The sequence below is a fragment of the Alistipes sp. CAG:268 genome (genome assembly GCA_000434235.1).
Classification (GTDB): Bacteria; Bacteroidota; Bacteroidia; order Bacteroidales; family Rikenellaceae; genus Alistipes; species Alistipes avistercoris.
Genome location: FR891967.1, coordinates 20,253 through 41,364 on the forward strand (window position 1 = coordinate 20,253; position 21,112 = coordinate 41,364).

The 21,112-nt window shown below is 63.7% G+C and carries 13 protein-coding genes and 2 pseudogenes; all 15 read right to left on the reverse strand.

Annotation, left to right across the window (positions count from 1 at the left end; all coding sequences use genetic code 11):
* Positions 1 to 263 (reverse strand): annotated as a pseudogene (locus tag QZL63_RS00770) (amidophosphoribosyltransferase); the annotation flags it as partial.
* Between the two features lie 3 nt (positions 264 to 266).
* Positions 267 to 983, reverse strand: a complete 717-nt coding sequence (purC, locus tag QZL63_RS00775; protein WP_022307447.1) for a phosphoribosylaminoimidazolesuccinocarboxamide synthase — start codon at positions 981 to 983, stop codon at positions 267 to 269.
* Positions 984 to 1,031: 48 nt separating this feature from the next.
* Positions 1,032 to 4,745, reverse strand: a complete 3,714-nt coding sequence (locus tag QZL63_RS00780; RefSeq protein ID WP_022307448.1) for a phosphoribosylformylglycinamidine synthase — start codon at positions 4,743 to 4,745, stop codon at positions 1,032 to 1,034.
* A 48-nt stretch (positions 4,746 to 4,793) separates the two neighbouring features.
* Complete coding sequence (gene purK / locus QZL63_RS00785; RefSeq protein ID WP_022307449.1) at positions 4,794 to 5,882, reverse strand: 5-(carboxyamino)imidazole ribonucleotide synthase; 1,089 nt, start codon at positions 5,880 to 5,882, stop codon at positions 4,794 to 4,796.
* 2 nt (positions 5,883 to 5,884) lie between these two features.
* Positions 5,885 to 6,355: a 5-(carboxyamino)imidazole ribonucleotide mutase gene (purE, locus tag QZL63_RS00790; protein ID WP_290585362.1), complete on the reverse strand. Its 471-nt coding sequence runs from the start codon at positions 6,353 to 6,355 to the stop codon at positions 5,885 to 5,887.
* Positions 6,356 to 6,727: 372 nt separating this feature from the next.
* Positions 6,728 to 9,040, reverse strand: coding sequence for a GH92 family glycosyl hydrolase (locus QZL63_RS00795; protein WP_022307451.1), 2,313 nt, complete (start codon positions 9,038 to 9,040; stop codon positions 6,728 to 6,730).
* Between the two features lie 98 nt (positions 9,041 to 9,138).
* Entirely contained in the window at positions 9,139 to 11,373 is a 2,235-nt protein-coding gene (locus QZL63_RS00800) for a GH92 family glycosyl hydrolase (protein ID WP_022307452.1), read from the reverse strand.
* Positions 11,374 to 11,381: 8 nt separating this feature from the next.
* A pseudogene (locus QZL63_RS00805) lies at positions 11,382 to 13,671 on the reverse strand (GH92 family glycosyl hydrolase).
* A 5-nt stretch (positions 13,672 to 13,676) separates the two neighbouring features.
* Entirely contained in the window at positions 13,677 to 14,684 is a 1,008-nt protein-coding gene (locus QZL63_RS00810; protein ID WP_022307455.1) for a glycoside hydrolase family 130 protein, read from the reverse strand.
* Between the two features lie 21 nt (positions 14,685 to 14,705).
* Complete coding sequence (locus QZL63_RS00815) at positions 14,706 to 16,754, reverse strand: glycoside hydrolase family 20 protein (protein WP_022307456.1); 2,049 nt, start codon at positions 16,752 to 16,754, stop codon at positions 14,706 to 14,708.
* A gap of 4 nt (positions 16,755 to 16,758) precedes the next feature.
* Positions 16,759 to 18,057, reverse strand: coding sequence for an MFS transporter (locus tag QZL63_RS00820; RefSeq protein ID WP_022307457.1), 1,299 nt, complete (start codon positions 18,055 to 18,057; stop codon positions 16,759 to 16,761).
* A gap of 199 nt (positions 18,058 to 18,256) precedes the next feature.
* Positions 18,257 to 19,342 (reverse strand): aspartate carbamoyltransferase, encoded by a 1,086-nt coding sequence (gene pyrB / locus QZL63_RS00825; RefSeq protein WP_022307458.1) that lies wholly within the window; start codon positions 19,340 to 19,342, stop codon positions 18,257 to 18,259.
* A gap of 25 nt (positions 19,343 to 19,367) precedes the next feature.
* The gene (gene pyrE, locus QZL63_RS00830; protein ID WP_290585399.1) at positions 19,368 to 20,000 is read right to left on the reverse strand and encodes an orotate phosphoribosyltransferase; all 633 of its coding nucleotides are present in this window, start codon (positions 19,998 to 20,000) and stop codon (positions 19,368 to 19,370) included.
* 67 nt (positions 20,001 to 20,067) lie between these two features.
* Positions 20,068 to 20,328: a glutaredoxin family protein gene (locus QZL63_RS00835; RefSeq protein WP_022307460.1), complete on the reverse strand. Its 261-nt coding sequence runs from the start codon at positions 20,326 to 20,328 to the stop codon at positions 20,068 to 20,070.
* Between the two features lie 51 nt (positions 20,329 to 20,379).
* Positions 20,380 to 21,084 carry an orotidine-5'-phosphate decarboxylase gene (pyrF, locus tag QZL63_RS00840; RefSeq protein WP_022307461.1) on the reverse strand — a complete coding sequence of 235 codons (705 nt, stop codon included), beginning with the start codon at positions 21,082 to 21,084 and terminating at the stop codon, positions 20,380 to 20,382.
* Positions 21,085 to 21,112: the final 28 nt, after the last annotated feature.

The following is a 21,112-nucleotide window of genomic DNA, read 5'->3' on the forward strand; positions in this document are numbered from 1 at the left end:
GTCGTGTAGCGCACGTGGCCGATGGCCATGTCGCCGCGCAGCGTAGCGAGCTTCTCCTCGTTGAAGACCTCGGTAACCAGGCCGTTGCCCTTGATGCGGCGGAACGTGCCGTTGTCCACGGCCACGATTCCGGCGCCCTCCTGTCCGCGATGCTGCAGTGCGTGGAGGCCGTAATAGGTCAGCGACGCAGCATCGGGCACCCCGAAGATGCCGAACACGCCGCACTCCTCATGCAACTCGCGGTCTTGAACCAACTCCATCATCGTCTATTCGGTAATTTTCGTTAAACGTGCAAGAATCTCCTCGTAAGCCTCGCGGATCCGGCCCAGGTCCCGGCGGAAACGGTCCTTGTCAAGCCGCTCGTTGGTCGTGGCATCCCACAGACGGCACGTATCGGGCGACACTTCGTCGGCCAGGACGATGCGTCCGTCCGACGTGCGACCAAACTCGATCTTGAAGTCCACGAGCTTGATATTGATCCGGGAAAAGAGCCCCTTGAGCACCTCGTTGATCCGGGCCGCCATCTCGTAGATCCGGTCCAGCTCCTCGTAGGTCGCGGCACCCAGCGCCACGGCATGGTGGTCGTTGATGAGCGGATCGCCCAGATCGTCCCGCTTGTAGCTCAGGTCGTAGATGACGTTCGACGGCTGCGTACCCTCCTCGATGCCGAGGCGCTGGGCCATCGAACCGGCGATGACGTTGCGCACGATCACCTCCAGCGGGAAGATCGCCACACGGCGGCACAGCTGGTCGCGGTCGTTGAGCTTCTCGATGAAGTGGGTCTCCACGCCGGCCTTCCCGAGCTCCCGGAAGATCAGCGACGAGATGGCATTGGTAAGCACGCCCTTGTTCTCGATCGTCGCCTTCTTGACGTTGTTGAACGCCGTGGCGGTATCCTTGTAGTGAATGATGATCTTGTCGGGATCGTCCGTACTGAAAACCTGTTTTGCCTTGCCCTCGTAGAGCAATTCAAGCTGTTTCATGGTACTTCTTCTGTTTTGTTTTGTGCTTTGGTCCGTATTGCTTGCGTGTTATTTTTTGCGGAAATAATCGACGGCATTGCGGAAAAGGTTCTGCTCCTTGTTGCCGGCGATGTTCTTGAAGAGGTTCTTCTCGTAACGCTCCGTATGGCCCATCTTGCCGAGGATCTGACCGTTCTGCGAGATGATGCCCTCGATGGCATACGACGAACCGTTGGGGTTGAAGGGTGCCTCGGCCGTCGGCTGCCCGTCGGAGCCGACATACTGGAAGGCCACCTGTCCGTTGGCGAAGAGCTGCTCGGCCAGCTCGCGGCTGACGACGAATTTGCCCTCGCCGTGGCTTACGGCGATCGCATGCAGCTCGCCCAACTCGAATCCGGCCAGCCACGGCGAAGCGGTGGTCGCCACGCGGGTGGTCACGATCTGCGAGATGTGGCGGTTGATGTCGTTGCGGAAGAGCGTGGGCGACTCCTTGGTCACCATGCCCAGCCGTCCGTAGGGCAGCAGGCCCGACTTGACCAGCGCCTGGAATCCGTTGCAGATGCCGAGGATGAGTCCGCCACGGTCGAGCAGCGCATGAATCTCCTCCCGGATATCCTTGTTGTTCAGAACATTGACAATAAACTTGGCGCTTCCGTCGGGTTCGTCTCCCGCCGAGAATCCGCCGCTCAGCACGAAGATGTGCGCCCGGCGGATCTGCTCCTTCATGCGCTCGATCGAGCGGAGGATGTCGTCGCCGGCGATGTTGCAGAGCACATCCATCACCACCTCGGCACCTTCGCGGCGGAAGGCCTTGGCCGTGTCGTAGTCGCAGTTCGTTCCGGGGAATACCGGAATGAAGACGCGCGGGTGCTCCGTGGCCTCACCCGGATAGACGAAACGGCGTGGCGCGGGCGTCGAGGTCATCACCTCGGCTGAGTTGTCACCCTTGTCGGGATAGATCGCGGCGAAACGCTCCGTATTGGCGCGGTAGAGCTCTCCGAGCGGCATCCGCACGCCGTTCACCGTCAGGGCCGCATCGGCCACCGTGATACCGATCTGCTCGGCCGCGGGATATTCGAGCGTACCCTCGCACTCAACGAGGATCGAGCCGTATGCATACTCGTAGAGTTTCGCCTCGTCCATCGTCACCTCGGCCCCCACCTCGTTGCCGAAGGCCATCTTCGCCAGGCCCTCGGCCACACCGCCGAAGCCCACGGACCAGGCGGCCAGGATCTTGCCGCGCTCGATTTCATCGCTCACGAAGGTGAAGTTCCGCTTGAGCTGCTCCGTATCGGGCATGTAGTTCTCCCGCGGCGTATGGCGGATCAGGTAGAGTCGGTGTCCGGGAGCCTTGAGGTCGGTGGAGATCACCGTGGAGGCATTCACCGTCGTGATGCCGAAAGCCATGAGCATCGGCGGGACGTTGATCTGCTGGAAGGTTCCCGACATCGAGTCCTTGCCGCCGATCGACGGCAGGCCGAGCTCGACCTGCATCTTCAGGGCGCCGAGCAGCGCGGCCAGGGGCTTGCCCCACGACTCGGGGTTGTGCGTCATGCGCTCGAAATACTCCTGGTAGGAGTAACGCATCCTGTCGTAGCGCGCTCCGGCTGCCACGACCTTTGCCGCAGCCTCCACAACGGCATAGGCCGCACCGTGGTAGGGGCTCCACGAAGCCACATAGGGGTTGTATCCGAAGGCCATGATGCTGGCCGTATCGGTGTATCCGTCGGTCGGGAGTTTCTGCACCGAGACCTGCGTCTCGCTGCGCTGCGTGCGGCCGCCGAAGGGCATGAGCACGGTCGAACGGCCGATCGTCGAGTCGAACATCTCGATCAGTCCGCGCTGCGAGACGACGTTGTTGTCGCGGAGGTTGTTCGCGAAGCGCTCGGCCAGGCTGTCGCCGGTGAGGTCGCGGCGGAACGGATCGCGGTTCTCGACCTCACCGATCTTCGCTTCGGCATAGTGCTTCGCGCCGGCGCTGTCGATGAACTCACGGCTCAGATCGACGACCTTGCGGTCGCCGTTGAACATCCGCATGCGGGCCGTCGAGGTCACGTCGGCCACATGCACCGCCTCGATGTTCTCCTCGCGGCAGTAGCGCATGAACTCCTCGACATCCTTCGACTCGATCACCACGGCCATGCGCTCCTGCGACTCGCTGATGGCCAGTTCCGTGGAGTTCAGTCCGCTGTATTTGGTCTTCACGCGGTCGAGGTAGATGTCCAGGCCGTCGGCCAGCTCGCCGATGGCCACACTGACGCCGCCCGCGCCGAAGTCGTTCGATTTCTTGATCAGGCGCGTCACCTCCGGACGGCGGAACAGCCGCTCGAGCTTGCGCTCCTCGGGGGCGTTGCCCTTCTGCACCTCGCTGCCGCACGTCTCGAGCGACTTGGCGTTGTGCTCCTTCGACGAACCGGTGGCTCCGCCGATGCCGTCACGCCCGGTGCGTCCGCCGAGCATGATGATCTTGTCCCCGGCTGCGGGGCGCTCACGCCGCACGTTGCAGGCCTTCACGGCACCCACCACGGCTCCGACCTCAAGGCGTTTGGCCACATAGTCGTCGTGGTAGATCTCGCGCACGTGGGTCGTGGCCAGACCGATCTGATTGCCGTAACTCGAATAGCCCGCGGCGGCCTTCTTCGAGATGACGCTCTGCGGCAGCTTGCCGGCGAGCGTATCGCTCACCTTCTGGTAGATGTTTCCGGCACCCGTGACGCGCATGGCCTGGTAGACGTAGCTGCGGCCCGACAGCGGGTCGCGGATCGCGCCGCCCAGACAGGTCGAGGCACCGCCGAAGGGCTCGATCTCCGTGGGGTGGTTGTGGGTTTCGTTCTTGAACTGGAGGAGCCACTTTTCGGTACGCCCGTCCACATCGACATCGACATAGACCGAGCAGGCGTTGTTTTCTTCGGAGACCTCCAGGTCGTCGAGCAGCCCCCGCTGACGGAGGTAGCGGGCACCGATCGTGGCCATGTCCATCAGGCAGATGCTCTTGTGCTCGCGGCCCAGTTCGCGGCGGATGCGCCGGTAAAGCGCCAGCGAACCCTCGATCTCCTCCCGGACGAACGACTCCTCGACGGTGATTCCCTCGAGTTCGGTGGTGAAGGTCGTATGGCGGCAATGGTCGCTCCAATAGGTGTCGAGGATCCTCAGCTCGGTCTCATAGGGATCGCGCCCCTCAGAGCGGAAGTAGGTCACCACCTCGCGCAGGTCGTCGGCATTCATTGCCAGGCCGTGCGACGAGCAGAAGTCGTCGAGCTCCTGGTCGGACATGTCGCGGAAGCCCTCGAGTACCTCGACGGGCTTGACTTCGGCCTGCTCCATGTCGCAGAGGCGGCCGAGGTCCTTCTCGCGCGACTCGACGGCGTTGATGTAGTAGTGGCGGATGCGGGCCAGCTCCTCGTCGCTGACCGTATCGTCGAAGACGAGCAGCTTCGCGGAGCGGATGCGCACGTCGGCCGAGGGGTCGATCAGACGGACGCAATCGACAGCCGAGGCGGCCCGCTGGTCGAACTGTCCGGGAAGATACTCCACGGCCAGGTACTTGTGCCCCTCGAGATCGCACGTGTCGGTGACCTCGTCGGTCACCACCTCGCCGAAGACCGTATAACGGCTCTTCTCGAGCAGTTCGGGCGTAAAGCCGAACAGGTCGTAGACGTTGAGCAGCCGCAGGCTCCCGAGCGAGAGGTTGAGATTGGCGTTCAACTCCCGGCGCAGGCTGTCGGCCTCGACGCGGAACCGGGGAAGTTTCTCCACAAAGATGCGGTAATTGGTCGTATTCATCGTTTTCGTATGTGTATTTTCAGGTTCTCAAAACTCCGGCGACACCAGTCAGACAAAACGGGCCGCCCAGTCGCGTTCGTACTCCCCGGCCTGCATGCCGACGAAGGTGATGTGCCCCATCTTGCGCTTGGGACGGCTCTCGCTCTTGCCGTAGAGGTGCACGTAGACACCCGGACGGTGCTCGGCCGCCACCTTGCGGGCCTCTTCGAGGTCCTGCCCCAGAATGTTCTTCATCACCGTAGGGGCCACCAGCCGCGGCTCCTCGAGCGGCATGCCGACCAGATAGCGCACCAGTTCGCGGAACTGGTTGGTCGTCGCGCCTTCGATCGTGTAGTGGCCCGAGTTGTGGGGACGCGGAGCCATCTCGTTGAAGTAGATCTCCCCCTGCCGCACGAAGTACTCGATGGCCAGGATGCCCCGGTAGCCGCAGTCGCGCATGAAACGCTCGCTCTCGGACTTCATCCGGGCAAGTACCGCGCCATCGACCTCGGCGGGGACGAAACACAGGTCGAGAATCCCGTCGCGGTGGACATTCCGCCCGATGGGGAAGCTGACGACCCGCTCGCCGTCGGAGACCATGACGATGCTGGCCTCGAAATCGAACGGCACAAACTCCTCGAGGATGCACGGCACGGCGAGCAGCGGCTCGGCCTTGCGGAGATCCTCCTCCGTGCGGAGCACCTGCTGTCCGTGGCCGTCGTACCCGAGCGTGCGGGTCTTCAGCACGGCCGGGAGGCCGATCTCGGCCACGGCGGCACGCAGCGAGGCCATGTCGTCCACGGCCGCAAAGCGGGGCGTGCGCAACCCGTGGTCGCGGGCGTTGCTCTTCTCCCGCAGCCGGTCCTGCGAATCGTAGAGCGGCCGGTAGCCCTGCGGGATGTTGTATTTTCCGCACAGGGGAATCAGGATCTCCCCCGGCACGTTCTCGAACTCATAGGTCACCACATCGCTGCGGCGGCACAGCTCCTCGACCGCTTCGGGGTCGTCGAAACGGCCGACGATGTGGTCGTCGCAGACGGCTCCGGCCGGCGCATCGGCCGCCGGATCAAGACACACCGTGCGCACCCCGAGCAAGCGGGCCTGTTCCGCGATCATCAGCCCCAACTGGCCTCCGCCGATAATTCCGATCGTCTTCATTGCTACTTGAGTTCGGCTTTCAGGACGTCGGCGGTCTGTTTGGCGCGGAAGGCATCAAGTTTGTCGGCCAGCCCGCGATCCTGCAGCGCGAGGATCGACACGGCGATCAGCGCGGCATTCTTGGCTCCGTTGATCGCGGTGGTGGCCACGGGAACACCGGCCGGCATCTGCACGATCGAGAGCAGCGAATCCAGGCCGTTCAGGGCCCGCGACTTCACGGGAACGCCGACTACGGGCAGCGTCGTCATCGACGCCACCATGCCGGGCAGATGGGCTGCGCCGCCGGCTCCGGCGATGATCACGCCGATGCCCCGCTCGCGGGCCGTCTTGGCATATTCACACAGCAGATCGGGCGTGCGGTGCGCGCTGACCACCCTCTTTTCGAAATCGACGCCGAACTGTTCGAGCATCGCCACGGCATCGGCCATTACCTCGTAATCGCTCACCGAGCCCATAATTACGCCAACTTTCATATTTGCTATCGTTTGTTTTTCAGTTTCACCCAACCCCCGTTGCTCCGCCGGTCCGCGCCGACACCCCGGGCACAAGCCCGGAAAGGAAAAAAGCAGGCCGCCACGACACAATGGGTCATGGCGGTCTGCTATTTATCCGAGTACTCCGCAGGCGGAGGCCCCGATTCGACGGGACAGTACACCCTGCATCTGCCCTGCGCGACACAACGAATGGAATACAGCGGCACGGCACTGCTCCCTCTTTCGCTCACGTTGGTCTATGTCGCAGATCGGATTCATTTTACCTGTCGGAACAACGATACAAAAGTAACGCTTTTCGACAGACTTTCAAAATTCCCGGGCAGATATTCTATCGACAATTTATCGACAGCTTCAACGGCTCATCGAATAGGGCAGCGCCCCGTCGTCGGTTCCGCGTCCGGTCTCCGGTTCGGCCTGCATGTCGAAACGCACCCGGGCGCCGTCGCGCAGGTCGGACCAGCGGAGGAAGTTGTGCTTCCAGGGCTTACCGTCGAGCTGCATTGCACCGACATAGCGGTTTTCGGGGGCATTCTCCGGAGCGTCGATCTCGATCTCGGCCCCGTTCTCGAGGTGGATCGTTGCACGGCGGAACAGCGGCGACCCGAGGATGTACTCGTCCGAACCGGGACATACCGGGTAGAATCCGAGCGCCGAGAAGACATACCAGGCCGAGGTCTGGCCGTTGTCCTCGTCGCCGCAGTAGCCGTCGGGACGAGCCATGTAGAGGCGGTCCATCACCTCACGCGCCCACCACTGCGCCTTCCAGGGCTGTCCGGCGTAGTTGTAGAGGTAGATCATGTGCTGCGCGGGCTGGTTGCCGTGGGCGTAGTTGCCCATGTTGGCCACCTGCATCTCGGTGATCTCGTGGATGCGGGCCCCGTAGTAGCTGTCGTCGTAGATCGGCGGCACGACGAACACCGAGTCGAGCATCGTCGCGAAAGCCTCGCGGCCGCCCATCAGGGAGGCCAGCCCATCGACGTCGTGGAACACCGACCAGGTGTAGTGCCAGGCGTTGCCCTCGGTGTAGGCGTCGCCCCACTTGTAGGGGCTGAACGGCTTCTGGAACGAGCCGTCCTCGTTGCGGCCGCGCATCAGGCGCGTCTCGGGATCGAACAGGTTGCGGTAGTTCTGCGCCCGCGTGAGCCACTTCTGCTGCTCTTCGGCCGGACGGCCCAGTTTCGCGGCCACCTGTGCGATGCACCAGTCATCGTAGGCGTACTCGAGCGAACGGGCGACGTTTTCGTTGATGCCGACGTTGTAGGGAATGTAGCCCAGCGTGTTGTAGTACTCATGCCCCAGACGGCCCGTCGAACTCACCGTCGGGTGCACCTTGTCGGTTCCCGACGCCATCGCCTCGTAGAGCGTCTCGACATCCTCCTCGGGCGTCACGCCCTTGAGGATGGCATCCGAAACGACCGATGCCGAGTTGTTGCCCACCATGCAGCCGCGGTGCCCGGGCGAGGCCCATTCGGGCAGGAAGCCGCTCTCGCGGTAGGTGTTGGCCAGACCGGCCTGGATCTCGGCATTGACCGACGGATAGACCAGGTTGAGCAGCGGGAAGAGCGAACGGAAGGTATCCCAGAAACCCGTATCGGTATACATGTAGCCCGGGAGCACCTCGCCGTTGTAGGGGCTGTAGTGTACGACCTGGCCGTCGGCCGTCACCTCATAGAACTTGCGGGGGAAGAGCACCGAACGGTAGAGGCACGAATAGAAGGTGCGGTACTGGTCGATGCTGCCGCCCTCGACCTCGATGGCACCCAGCACCTCGTCCCAGCGCTTGCGGGCCTGCTCCTTCACCCCATCGAAGTCCATGTCACCCAACTCCTTGAGGTTCTGGAAAGCCTGCTCGCGCGAGATGAACGACGAGGCGATGCGGACGTTCACCTGCTCGCCGCGCGCGGTCGTGAAGTGCACCTTGGCCACGGCGTGGTCACCCTCGACCGACTTGCCGCCCTCGGGGTAGAGCACCTTGCTGCCGGGTTTGTAGGAAGCCGGCGCGTCGGTCAGCTCGAAGCCGCTGAAGGGCTTGTCGAAGGTCATCACGAAATAGTTGCGGAAGTTCTCGGGCACACCGCCGCTGTTGCGCGTAGTGTATCCGGCGATGGTGCGGTCGTCGATCACCTCGATCGCCGACCCGCGGTCGAAGGCATCGATCACCACCCCGCTCTCGCTGCTCTCGGGGAAGGTGAAGCGCATGATGGCGGCACGCTCGGTCGGCGCAACCTCGGCCTTGATGTCGTGGTCGGCCAGGTAGACCGAATAGTAATAGGGCTTGGCCGTCTCCGACTGGTGCGAGAACCAGCTCTGCCGCGACTCCTCGTCCAGCTTGTCGTTCCCGCGCACGGGCATCACCGAGAACTGTCCGTAGTCGTTGATCCACGGCGAAGGCTGGTGCGTCTGTTTCAGGCCGCGGAGCGTGTGCGCCCCGTAGGTGTAGGCCCAGCCGTCGCCCATCTTGCCCGTCTGGGGCGTCCAGAAGTTCATGCCCCACGGCAGAGCGATGGCCGGATAGGTGTTGCCCGTAGAAAGGGTGAAATCGGACTGCGTACCCATCAGAGTCGTCACATACTCCGAGGGCGGCAGCAGGGTTTCGGCCTGCGGACGTTCCGTGCAGGCCGCCGAAAGCATCGCCAGGGATGCGATCGCTGCGAGTTTTTTCATCTTTTTCAATTAACGATTTATGTTGTTTGCTTGCGGTTCCATTCGAGCGACGCGGCGATCCCCGGGAAGGGACCGTCGCGTCGCAGGGTTTCAGCCGTCTATCCGACCGTGTACCAGCAGACCGGTTCGGGACCCATCTCAAAGCGGAGACAGCCGCCGGCCATCACGTCGCGGTAGTCGATGTAGGGCTTGTCGTAGGGCGCCCCGTTGAGCGTCACACGCTGGATGTAACGGTTCTCCGGGGTGTTGTTCGCCGCCTCGACGACAAAGCTGCCGCCCGGCACCGCCACCTCGGCACGGTCGAAGAGCGGCACGCCGAACCAGTAGCGGCCTCCGGCCGGCTCGACCTCGTAGAATCCAAGCGACGAGAGGACATACCAGGCCGACATCTGGCCCACGTCCTCGTTGCCCGACAGGCCGTCGGGGCGGTCGTGGTAGAGTGTCGTGAGCACCTCGCGCACCTTGTCAGCGGTCTTCCACGGCTCGCCGGCCATCGTGTAGAGGTAGAGCGTGTGGTGGCTGGGCTCGTTGCCGTGGGCATACTGTCCGATCAGACCCGAGATGTCGGGCGAAGTCTCGGCCCCTTCGACCACCGAGCTGACCGTAAAGAGCGAGTCGAGCTTGGCGATCATCGCCTCACGGCTTCCGAAGCAGGCCGCGAGCCCCTCGACATCGTGCGGCACGAGCCACGTATACTGCCAGGCGTTGCCCTCGCAGTAGTCGTCGGCGCGGTGCGTCGAGGCAAAGGGGTTGAACGGCGTGCGCCAGCCTCCCTTCGAGTCGCGGCCGCGCATGAAGCCCGTCGTCGGGTCGAAGTAGTGACGGTACGAGTGGCTGCGCTCGGTGAAACGGGCCGCCTCCTCGCTCTTGCCGAGAGCCTCGGCGGCACGCGCCACGGCCCCGTCGGCCAGGGCATACTCCATGTCGTAGGCCACCGCCTCGTTGAACAGGTCGCAGGGGATGTAACCGTATTTCATGCGCAGGCCGTTGCCGCGCTCCTCGTTCATGGCGGTCTTGACCAAAGCCTCGAAGGCGCGTTCGCGGTCGAAGCCCCCGATCCCCTTGACGATGGCGTCGGCCACCACGGGAATGCCCGGGTTGCCCACCATGCAGTCGGTCTCGTTGCCCCAGAGGTGCCATACCGGCAGGCGGCCCTGCTCGTCGGCGATGGCCAGCATCGTATTGATCACGTCGGGCATCTTCTCCGGGTGGAGGATCGTCATCAGCGGCATCGCCGCGCGGTAGGTATCCCACAGCGCGAAGGTCGTGTAGGTCTTGTATCCGGGATTCGGGCGCACCTGCCCGTCGGCACCGCGGTAATCGCCGTTGGCGTCGCAGAACTCCGACGGAGCCACCATCGTGTGGTAGAGCGCCGTGTAGAAGATACGCTTGGCGGCATCGTCCGCCGTCTCGACGCGCACCTTCGACAGTTCGTCGTTCCAGGCCTTGTCGGCGGCCAGCCTCGTCGCCTCGAAGTTCCATCCGGGGAGCTCCGCCTCGAGGTTGGCCTCGGCGCCTTCGATGCTCACGGGCGACAGGGCCACCTTCATGAGCAGCTGCTCGCCCTCCGCCATGTCGAAATCCACGCGGGCATAGCGGGCCGCGATCCGGGGCATCTTGGAGTCATCCAGCTCTCCCGGCTGCAGGTAGGTGATTCCCTTTGCCGGCTTCGAGAACTCGGCCACGAAGTAGACCTTCTGATCCCTCGCCCAGCCCGTAGAATAGCGCCACCCGCTGATGCGCGTGCTGTCCTCCGAGAAGGTGAATCCCGTCTCGGTGGCCTTGTCCCAGCAGCCGCCGTTCTCGAGGTCGAACACCACGGCCGCATCGTCCGAGGCGGGGAACGTATAGCGGTGCAGGCCCACGCGCGACGTGGCGGTCATCTCGGCCGTGATGCCGTAACGGGACAGCGGCACCGAGTAGTAGCCCGGCTCGACCACCTCCTTCGAGCGGTCGGCATAGGACCAGAGGCCCGACTGCGGATCCTCCTCCACACCGCGGGCACAGGTCACCTCACCCACGACGGGCATCACCGTCACGTCGAACAGGTCGCCGATGCCGGTACCCGAAAGGTGGGTGTGCGAGAATCCGATGACCGTCGAGTCGGACTCATGGTATCCCGAGCACCAGTCCCAATCCTGCGGGATGCTCGTGGGTCCGACCTGCACCAGGCCGAACGGGACGTTGGCCCCGACGAAGACGTGTCCGTGACCGCCCGTCCCGATCTTCGGATCGACCCAGCGGGTCAGGTTCTCCGCCTCGGGGGCAGGCTGTGCGCAGGCGCCGGCAAGGGCTGCGAAACCCGCGCATAAAACGATGTTTGCAAGTTTCATGATATGGTTCAATGTTGATTATCCAGTTCGAATTTCAGGTGTCCGCCGCCAAGCAGCTCGTCATGCGAGATGCGGTAGCTGGTGAGCGGCTTGCCGCCGAGGGTCATGCGGCGGATGTATCCCGCATCGGGAGCCGAACGCTCGGCCTCGATGACCAGCTCGCCGCGGGCGGTGTCGATCTCCACCCGGTCGAAAACCGGGGCGGTCAGCGTATAGGCCGGCTCGCCCGGACAGTCGGGATAGAATCCCATCATCGTGAAGACCGCCCAGGCCGACATCGTGCCCGTATCGTCGTTGCCGGGGATGCCGTCGGCCTGCACCGTGAAGTATTTGTCGAGCAGGCGCCGCGTCTCGCGCTGCGTACGCCATGCCTCGCCGGGGAAGCGGCTGAACAGGTAGGCATAGGCGATATCGGGTTCGTTCGCCGGATCGTACAGCCCCTCGTCGAAGACCATCTGCAGCTTCTCGACGAAGCGCTTGCGGCCGCCCATGAGTTTCACCAGCCCCTCGACGTCGTGCGGGACGTAGAAGGTGTAGTTCCAGGCCGAACCCTCGTGGAACCCGGGTGCGGCCGAGAAGTTCTCGCCGGCACGCGGGTCGAAGGGGGTGAGGAACGAACCGTCCGGCTGGATCGGCCGCAGCGTGCCGTACTCCTTGTCGTAGTAGTGACGGTATCCGAGCGACCGCTCGCGGAAGATCGCCGCATCCTCGGGGCGGCCCAGGTCGGCTGCCAGCAGCCTCGGGGCGGCCCAGGTCGGCGGCCAGCAGCGAAAGCGCATGGTCGGCGACATAGTACTCGAGCGCATGCGATACGGAGGCGTCGCCCGCCAGATCCTTGGAGTAGAAGCCCAGCGGGATGTAGCCCCGTTCGACGTAGGGATCGATGTCGGGCCGCAGGGGATTCTGCTCCCCGGGCGTCGTGGCCGACTTGAGGAACGCGCCGTAGGCCTTGTCGATGTCGAAGCCGCGAAGCCCCTTGAGCCACGTGTCGGTGATGACCGGGATGGCCGGGTCGCCCTCCATCGTGAAGGTCTCGCGCCCGTAGAGTTCCCACTTGGGCATCCAGCCCCACTCGTCGTAGATGCCGATCATCGAGCGCACCATCTCCACCTGCCGCTCGGGATAGACCAGCGTCAGCAGCTGGTGGACGTTGCGGTAGGTGTCCCACAGCGAGAAGACCGTATAGCGGTCGCCCTCCGTCACGCCCGCCTCGCCCGAACGCTCCATGAGCGGATATTCGCCATTGACGTCGTTCACAAGGTTGGGATGGATCAGCGCATGGTACAGTCCCGTGTAGAAGACCTTCCGCTGGTCGTCCGTGCCACCCTCGACGCGGATGCGCCCCAGGTCGGCATTCCAGCGCGCCCGGGCCTCCGCACGGATCGAGTCGAAGGTGGCGTCGGCCGCCTGTTCGGCCTCGAGGTTGCGCCGGGCATTCTCCATCGAGACGTAGGAGATGCCCATCCGCACCTCCAGCTGTTCGCCCTCTGCAAGGTCGTCGTACGAGAACCAGTAGCCCACATCGTCACCGGCCAGCTCACGGCCGTATTCCGTGTAGATCTTGTACCGTCCGTTGTCGGGGGTCCACTCGGCCTCGACGCCCGTCATCGGGCGCTGCTTCTTCCAGTAGCCCGCAGTGCTCGGCGCTTTCGAGACCCGCAGCACGAAGTAGACCGGGAAGACCTTCTGGGGGTTGTAGCAGAACGTACCGAGGAGCTTCATCCCCTCGATCTCCGTGGCATTTACACGGCGCACCATCGCCCCCGATTCGTTCGTCAACCCCTCGCCCAGGTTCAGCAGCAGGTTACCCTTGCCGCCCGGAAACGTATAGCGTTCGACCGACGTGCGGGCCGTGGCCGTGGCTTCGGCCCGGATGCCGTACTTCCCGAGGGTCACGGCATAGTAGCCCGGCGAGGCCGCTTCGTCGCGGTACGGCGAGCCGTATTCGCGGTAATCGACCTCCAGCTCACCCGTCGTGGCCATCGTCAGCAGCGATCCCATGTCGGGACACCCCACGCCGCTCAACGCCCCGTGGGCGAATCCCGTGAAGAACCGGTTGTGGTACTCATAGGGGGTGGACCACCAGCGGGCATCCTTGTCGTAGCGGTTCTCCTCGGAGCCCATGACGTTGAACGGCACGACCGACATCATGCCGTTGGGGGTCACGGCCCCGGGGTTCGTCGCCCCGAAGTTGGTCGTCCCGATAAAGGGATCGACCCAGTCGGCCGGCTCCTGCGCCCGAAGGGAGGGGCAGAAAACGGCGGCGGGGAGCGCCGCCGTAAGGAGCGTTCGTCGCAGCCGCATCACAGGATCGAGTTTTTCTTCGTAAATTCGACAATCTCGGGGATGTAGCCGAAGGCCAGGCCGGTCACCGTGTCAGCGCATCCGTAGTAGACGGCCACACGCCCCGTCTCGGGATCGTGCAGCGCGGCGCAGGGGAACGTAACGTTCGGCACGTCGCCCATGCACTCGTACTGTTCGCGCGGGGAGATCAGATACGGACCGCTGCGGGCCAGGACCTTCCACGGCTCATCGAGATCGAGCAGCGCCGAGCCGAAGGCATAGACATAGCCGTTGCACGAGCGCAGCACGCCGTGGTAGAACAACAGCCACCCCTCCGACGTCTCGATGGGCACCGGGCCCGCGCCGATCTTCATGCACTGCCAGGCCGACACCTCGAACGGTGCGGGCGACATGACGTGGCGGTGGCGGCCCCAGAACTCCAGGTCGGGCGACTCCGAGTAGAAGATGTCGCCGAAGGGCGTGTGTCCCGTGTCGCTCGGGCGCGAAAGCATGGCATAGCGGCCGTTGATCTTGCGCGGGAACATCACCCCGTTGCGGTTATAGGGCAGGAAGGCGTTTTCGAGCTGGTGGAAGGTCTTGAAGTCGGTCGTCCAGGCGATGCCGATCGTCGGGCCGTGGTAGCCGTTGCACCACGTGACGTAGTACTTGTCGTCGATCTTCGCCACGCGCGGGTCGTAGCCGTAGACCCACTCGGCCACCTCGGAGTCGGCGCCTTCGAGGCGGAAGTCGGCCTCCTCGATGTCCCAGTGGAGCCCGTCTACCGAGAAGCCCACGTGGATGCGCATCCGGCGGTTGGTGTCGTCGCAGCGGAAGACGCCCGCATAGTTGTACTTGCCGTTCTTGAACGGTACGACGGCCGAATTGAAGATGCTGTTCGAGGTCGAGAGCGCATGGCGCCCGATGATCGGGTTGGCCGAATAGCGCCACATCACCTCATTCGAGCCCGCGGGACGATCCTCCCACGGCATATCGGGCAGTGCAACGCCCGCAATCTTGATTTTTTCCATACTTCGCGTATTCGTATCTGTTTAATTTATAATGATTTCATCGGTAAACAGCCATCCGCCGACCCGCTCATTCAAAATCGCGTGGTAGCGCACGTATCGTGCCTGCTCGCTGCCCGTCCAGCCGAAGGTCCGGTATTCGGGCCGCTCGGCCGTATCGGGATAGTCGTTCTCGACAACGGCAATGCGGCGGAAGTCGGTCCCGTCGTCCGAGACCTCGATCTCCACCCGGGCCGGAAGCCAGATCCAGGCCGAATACCACTGAGTGAAGTCGGCCGAGACCTCGCTGATGGGCTTCACCTCGCCCAGATCGACCGTCACATCGACGTCGCAGCCGAGGAATCCCTGCCAGCACTCCTTGTAGCTCCACGAACCGCGCAGGCCGTCGGTCAGCGCCCGCTCGCCGGCGGCGGGATAGCCGCCGTTCCACCGCGTGGCGTAGGTCACCGGGCACCCCACGGCCAGATGTTCAGCCGGTTCGAGCGACTCGGGACGCTCGCCCGTCTCGCCGGCCAGGTCGAAAGTGTTGTAGCCCCGACTGCGGGCCAGTTCGGTAAAGCGGAGCGCCCGCTCGCGGAACGCCCTGTAGTCCTTTCCTTCGGGCTGGCACCACGCCACCTCGGCCAGCGCGAACAGACGCGGATAGAGCATGTATTCGGCCTGTTCCGCCGTGGGGATGTACTCCGTCCAGAGGTTGGCCTGCACGCCCAGCACATACTCCCGTCCGGGCATGTCGGCCGGAGCCGGGTCGTACGAATAGACCTTTTCGAGGGGCAGGAAGCCCGACATGGCCTGCGGCTCCGTGGTCGGGTCGTCCTGGTATCCGTCGAAATAGCAGTATCCGCCGGGGGTCATCACCACCTCATGCCCGGCAGCGGCAGCCGTGCGGCCGCCCTCCTCGCCGCGCCACGACATGACGACGGCATCGGGGGCCAGCCCGCCGTCGAGGATCTCGTCCCACCCGATCAGCCGCCGGCCGTGCTTCGCAAGGAAACGGCCGATGCGGTGGATGGCGTAGCTCTGCAGCTCATCGACCGACTCCAGCCCTTCGCGCTTCATGCGCGCCTGACACTTCGGGCACTCCTTCCACGCCGTCTTGGCAGCCTCGTCGCCGCCAATGTGGATGTACTCCGAGGGGAAGAGCTCCATCACCTCCGTGAGCACGTTCTCGAGAAACTCGAAGGTCGCGTCGTTGCCGATGCAGAAGTCACCGCCCGAGTAGGGTTCACCCTTGCACGAGAGCCCGGGATAGACGGCCAGCACCTCCTCCGAGTGGCCGGGCATCTCGATCTCGGGGATCACCGTGATGTGCAGCGAATCGGCATAGGCCACCACCTCGCGGATCTCCTCCTTGGTATAGTAGCCGCCCGAAGCCTCCGGGTCGTCAAAGCGGCAGTATTTCGCTCCGCCGTCGCGCCACTGCTGCCACGTCGCGCCGCGACGCCACGCGGCCACTTCGGTCAGCAGCGGGTAGCGGTCGATCTGAATGCGCCACCCGGCACCGTCGGTCAGGTGCCAGTGCAGGCGGTTGAGCTTCAGCGACGCCATCATGCGGAGCTGCTTCTTAACGAACTCCTTGTCGAAAAAATTGCGCGAGACGTCCAGATGCAGCCCCCGGTAGGCGAAGCGGGGCGCATCGACGATGCGTTGTGCCGGAATCCGGCTGCCGAACTGCTCGTGGAGCTGCAGCAGAGTCTGCAGGCCGTAGAAGAGTCCGGCCTCGCCGCGCGCCGCGATCGTGATTCCGGCCGGTCGCACCGAGAGCACGTACCCCTCCTCCGAAGCGGGAATCCGCTCGTCGTCCGAAAGTTCCAGGCGGAGGTAGTTCTTCGCCGCATCGGGCTCTGCCGTATCGATCGGCAGCGGCGTGGTTTTCAGGTAGCCGGTCAGGGCCTCGGCCGCCTCCACGGGTGCCTCGACCGAGAGCGCCATCGGGGCATGGATGCGGAAACTCCCGGGCAGCTCCTCGACGGAGGCGGGATGCGGGATGACGGCATCGTCGGAGGCCGTACCACAGGCGGCAAGGCAGAGGGCCGCAGCGGCCCACAGGAAGAGCGAACGCAGAGGTCTCATGGTGCTATTTCTTTTCATCGGGGTAAGTGAACGGGAGGAAACGGGTCATGACGAACACCGGAACGGTGGCAACCATCACCAGCAGGAAGAAGAGTTTGTAGCCGCACAGGTCGCTCAGGAAGCCCGACACGGCGCCGGTGAGCATCACCGAGAGGTTCATGATGCCCGATGCAAAGGCGTAGTGGGCCATCTGGTGCTTTCCGGGGGCGACCTGCTGCATCATGAAGAGCGTCAGGCCGACGAACCCGAAACCGTAGCCGAAATACTCCAGCACGATCCCGCCGCCGACGAGCCACATCGACTGGGGCTGGAAGGCGGCCAGCAGAGCGTAGACCAGGAACGGGAGGTTGAAGATGCAGACCAGCGTGAAGAGCGTCCTCCGCAGGCCCCGGGCGGCAATGTAGTAGCCCGCCAGCAACGACCCGAGCAGGAAGGCACCGGCACCGAACGTGCCGTAGTAGAGTCCGATCTGCTGGTTGGTGAGGCCGAGCCCACCGACCGAGACGTCGGCCTTGAGGAACAGCGGCACGATCTTCATCACGAAACCCTCACCCAGACGGTAGAGGATGATGAAGAGGATATAGAGTCCGATGTGCTTTTTCGTGAAGAAGGCGGCGATCACCTCGCGGAGTCCGTCCATCCCCTCGCGGAGCGTGTGGTGTCCTCCGGCCGTGGCGCCGCCCGAGGGAAGGCGCCGCGCATGGTAGAGACCGAGCAGGACCAGCAGGACGCAAAGGATGGCCAGCACGACGGTCCACGACTGCACGAAGGCGTCGAACGCGGCCATCCGCCCGTCGTCGAAGCGTTCGTAGAGCCACCCGGCAAACCAGACCAGGCCGCCCGTCGCCACCAGCTTGGCGAGGTTGTAGAATGCCCCCTGCCAGCCGATGTACTTCGCCTGGTCGGCCTGCGAGAGCTCCGACATGTAGACGCCGTCGGCCGCGATGTCGTGCGTGGCGCCGCTGAAGGCAATGACGGCAAAGATGGCCACCGTCACGGCGAAGAACGACGGCAGATGCAGGGCCAGCGCCGCCAGTCCGAACATCACGCCGCTGACGAGCTGCGTCGAGACGACGAAGAACTTCTTCGTGCGGAAGATCTCCAGAAAGGGGCTCCACAGGAACTTGATCGTCCACGGCCACATGATGAGCGAGGTCCAGAAGGCGATCTGCGCATCGGGGATGCCGAGGTCCTTGAACATCACGGCCGATACCATGTTGAGCACCACGAACGGCAGGCCCATGGCGAAATAGAGGCTCGGAACCCATCCGAGGGGTGAGACGGGGCGCGGAGTTTTATGCATTTTCGGTTTTCCGGTTTTTCAGGTCGGTCAAAAGTGGAATATCGCACAAAGATAGTAAAAAAACCGGGGATATTCCCTTGCGAAGAGACAAAAGCGGCCTTTCGACATGCCGTTGTACAAACGGTGCGGCCGGCATCCGTCACCAACGGAGCCGGCCGCACCGGAATCTGCTCACAAAGAGCCTTTGCGGAGGATCGCCCTACCTGGCCTTCGCCTCGCAATAGGCGCAACGGCACGTGCCGTCGGCCGCACGGTGGAAGAGCTGATCGACATCCTCCGTCGCCGAGATGCAGCGCGGGTTCGAGCACGTCAGCTCATTGACCATGTACGGCTCGTTGAAAACGGGCGTGCGGGCAAAGGGCTTGTTCTCGTCGGCCCAGCGCAGCAGCGTGTAGATCAACGCCATGCGCACGAACTTGCCGTTCTCGACCTGGCGGAAGTAAGCGGCGCGGGGGTCGTTGTCCACCGCCCGCGTGATCTCGTTCACACGCGGCAGCGGGTGGAGAATGATCATGTCCTTACGGGCCGTGCGGAGCTTCCCAGGATCGAGCACGAAGCTGTTCTTCACGCGGTCGAACTCCTCCTCGTCGAGGAAGCGCTCCTTCTGCACGCGCGTCATGTAGAGGATGTCCAGTTCGGGCATCACCTCCTCCATGGTGCGCACCTCGCGGAACTCCAGCCGCGAGTTGGCCCGCATCTCGTTGAGCATGTAGTCGGGCAGGCGCAGCTCTTCGGGCGAGATGAGGATCACCTTGATGCCCGAATAGCGCGACAGGGCCTTGATGAGCGAGTGGACCGTGCGGCCGAACTTCAGGTCGCCGCAGAAGCCGATCGTCAGGTTGTCGAAGCGGCCCTTCTCGCGCTTGATGGTCAGCAGGTCCGTGAGCGTCTGCGTGGGATGGGAGTGGCTTCCGTCGCCGGCGTTGATGACGGGAATGCCGGCATACTGCGAGGCGACGAGCGGCGCACCCTCCTTGAAGTGGCGCATGGCGATGATGTCCGCAAAGCAGCGGATCACGCGCACCGTGTCGGCCACGGTCTCGCCCTTCGACACGGACGAGGAGTTGGCATCGGAGAAGCCGATCACCTGTCCGCCCAGCTCGAGCATTGCGGCCGTAAAGCTCAGGCGCGTGCGGGTCGAGGGTTCATAGAAGAGCGTGGCGAGTTTCTTGCCCTTGCAGGCTTCGCTGTATTTGGCGCGGTGGGCGATGATGTCCTCCGCGAGAGCCACGATCTGCTCGGTCTCTTCGACCGTCAGATCGGTGGGATCGATCAAATGACGCATAGGCGTTACGTTATCAATTAAAGAACTACCTGTTCATCCACGATTCGTCCGACGGATTGTCGCGGAACTGCAGCAGCCTCACCTTGTCCTCGGGCCGGATGTACCCCTCGTCGGCAGCCACCTCGACCAGCGCGTCGAGGTTCGACAGGCTGTAGTTCACGACATGGGCCTCCTTCAGCCGGTCGAGGCCCTTCTTCATGCCGTAGGTGAAGATCGAAGCCACGCCGAGCACCTCGGCACCGGCCTCGCGCAGGGCATTGACCACCTCGATGCACGACCCGGCCGTCGAGATCAGGTCCTCGATGACCACCACCTTCTGCCCCTTCTCGAGCCGGCCTTCGATCTGGTTGCCGCGCCCGTGGTCCTTCGAACCCGAGCGCACATAGCCCATCGGCAGGTCGAGGATCGTCGCCGTGATGGCGGCATGGGCGATTCCGGCCGTCGAGGTCCCCATGAGCACCTCCGCTTCGGGATATTTCGTGCGGACGATCTCGGCCAGACCGGCCTCGACGTGCTTGCGCACCTCGGGAGCCGTGAGCGTCAGCCGGTTGTCGCAATAAATCGGGCTCTTGATACCGCTGGCCCACGTGAACGGCTGCTCGGGACGCAGGAACACCGCGCCGATCGAGAGCAGATCCTTGGCAATGGATTTTTCCATGTTCATTTCCATATTATCGTTTGTTTGTTCGCTTTATTCGGGCTTCCGCAGCCGGAAGCCGCTCCTTTCAGTCCAGAGCCCGGCGCAACACCTGCTCCACCTCCGCGGGGTAGATGCCGCCCTCGTGGACCTTCTCGCCGCCGACATAGAACGTCGGCACGTAGTAGTAGTCGAAGCGGTCGGCCACCTCGGGCTGCTCCGACTCCTCGATCATCTCGATCTCGACCGCAGCCAGTTCCGGATGGGCGGCCCGAGCCTCCTCGATGTAGCGCAGCGCCTTCTTGCAGAAGGGGCAGTTCTTCAGGTAGAACAGTTTTACGGGTTTCATGACTGTCGTTTTGTTTCGATCCGTCCGGAGAGCCTCAAAAAGCCGGCCGGACTATCCGACGAACTCCTCGACGCAGCGCCGGTAGGCAGCCACGGGATCCGCGGCCGCCGTGATCGGACGTCCCACGACGATGTAGTCCGAGCCGATCTCACGGGCACGGGCCGGGGTCGTCACACGCACCTGGTCGGCCACGTCGCCGTCGGCGAAACGCACGCCGGGCGTCACGGTCAGGAAACCGGCGCCGCATGCCTCGTGCACCATGCCGGCCTCGAGCGGCGAGCAGACCACGCCGTCCAGCCCCGCCTCGCGGGCATTCGCGGCATACTTGACGATCGTCTCGTTGATCGAGGCGCCGATGAGCAGTTCGCGCTGCATGCGCTCCTCGCTGGTCGAGGTCAACTGCGTCACGGCAATCAGCAGCGGCCGCGTACCGTCCTCGCGCGTCAGCCCCTCGCGGGCAGCCTTCATCATCTCGATCGTGCCGGCCGCATGGACGTTGCACATGTCCACGTCGAGGCGCGAGAGTACGGCCATCGCCTTGCGCACCGTATTGGGGATGTCGTGAAGCTTCAGGTCGAGGAAGATGCGGTGTCCCCGGCGCTTGATCTCACGCACGATCTCGGGACCCTCGGCATAGAAGAGCTCCATGCCGATCTTCAGGAAAGGTTTGCGCTCCTCGTCCCGGAACAGGTCGAGGAAGCGGAAGGTGTCTTCTGCGGACTTGAAGTCGCAGGCTATGATTACGTCGCGTTCCATATTGTTTTTGGTTGTTTTTCCGTTCGTT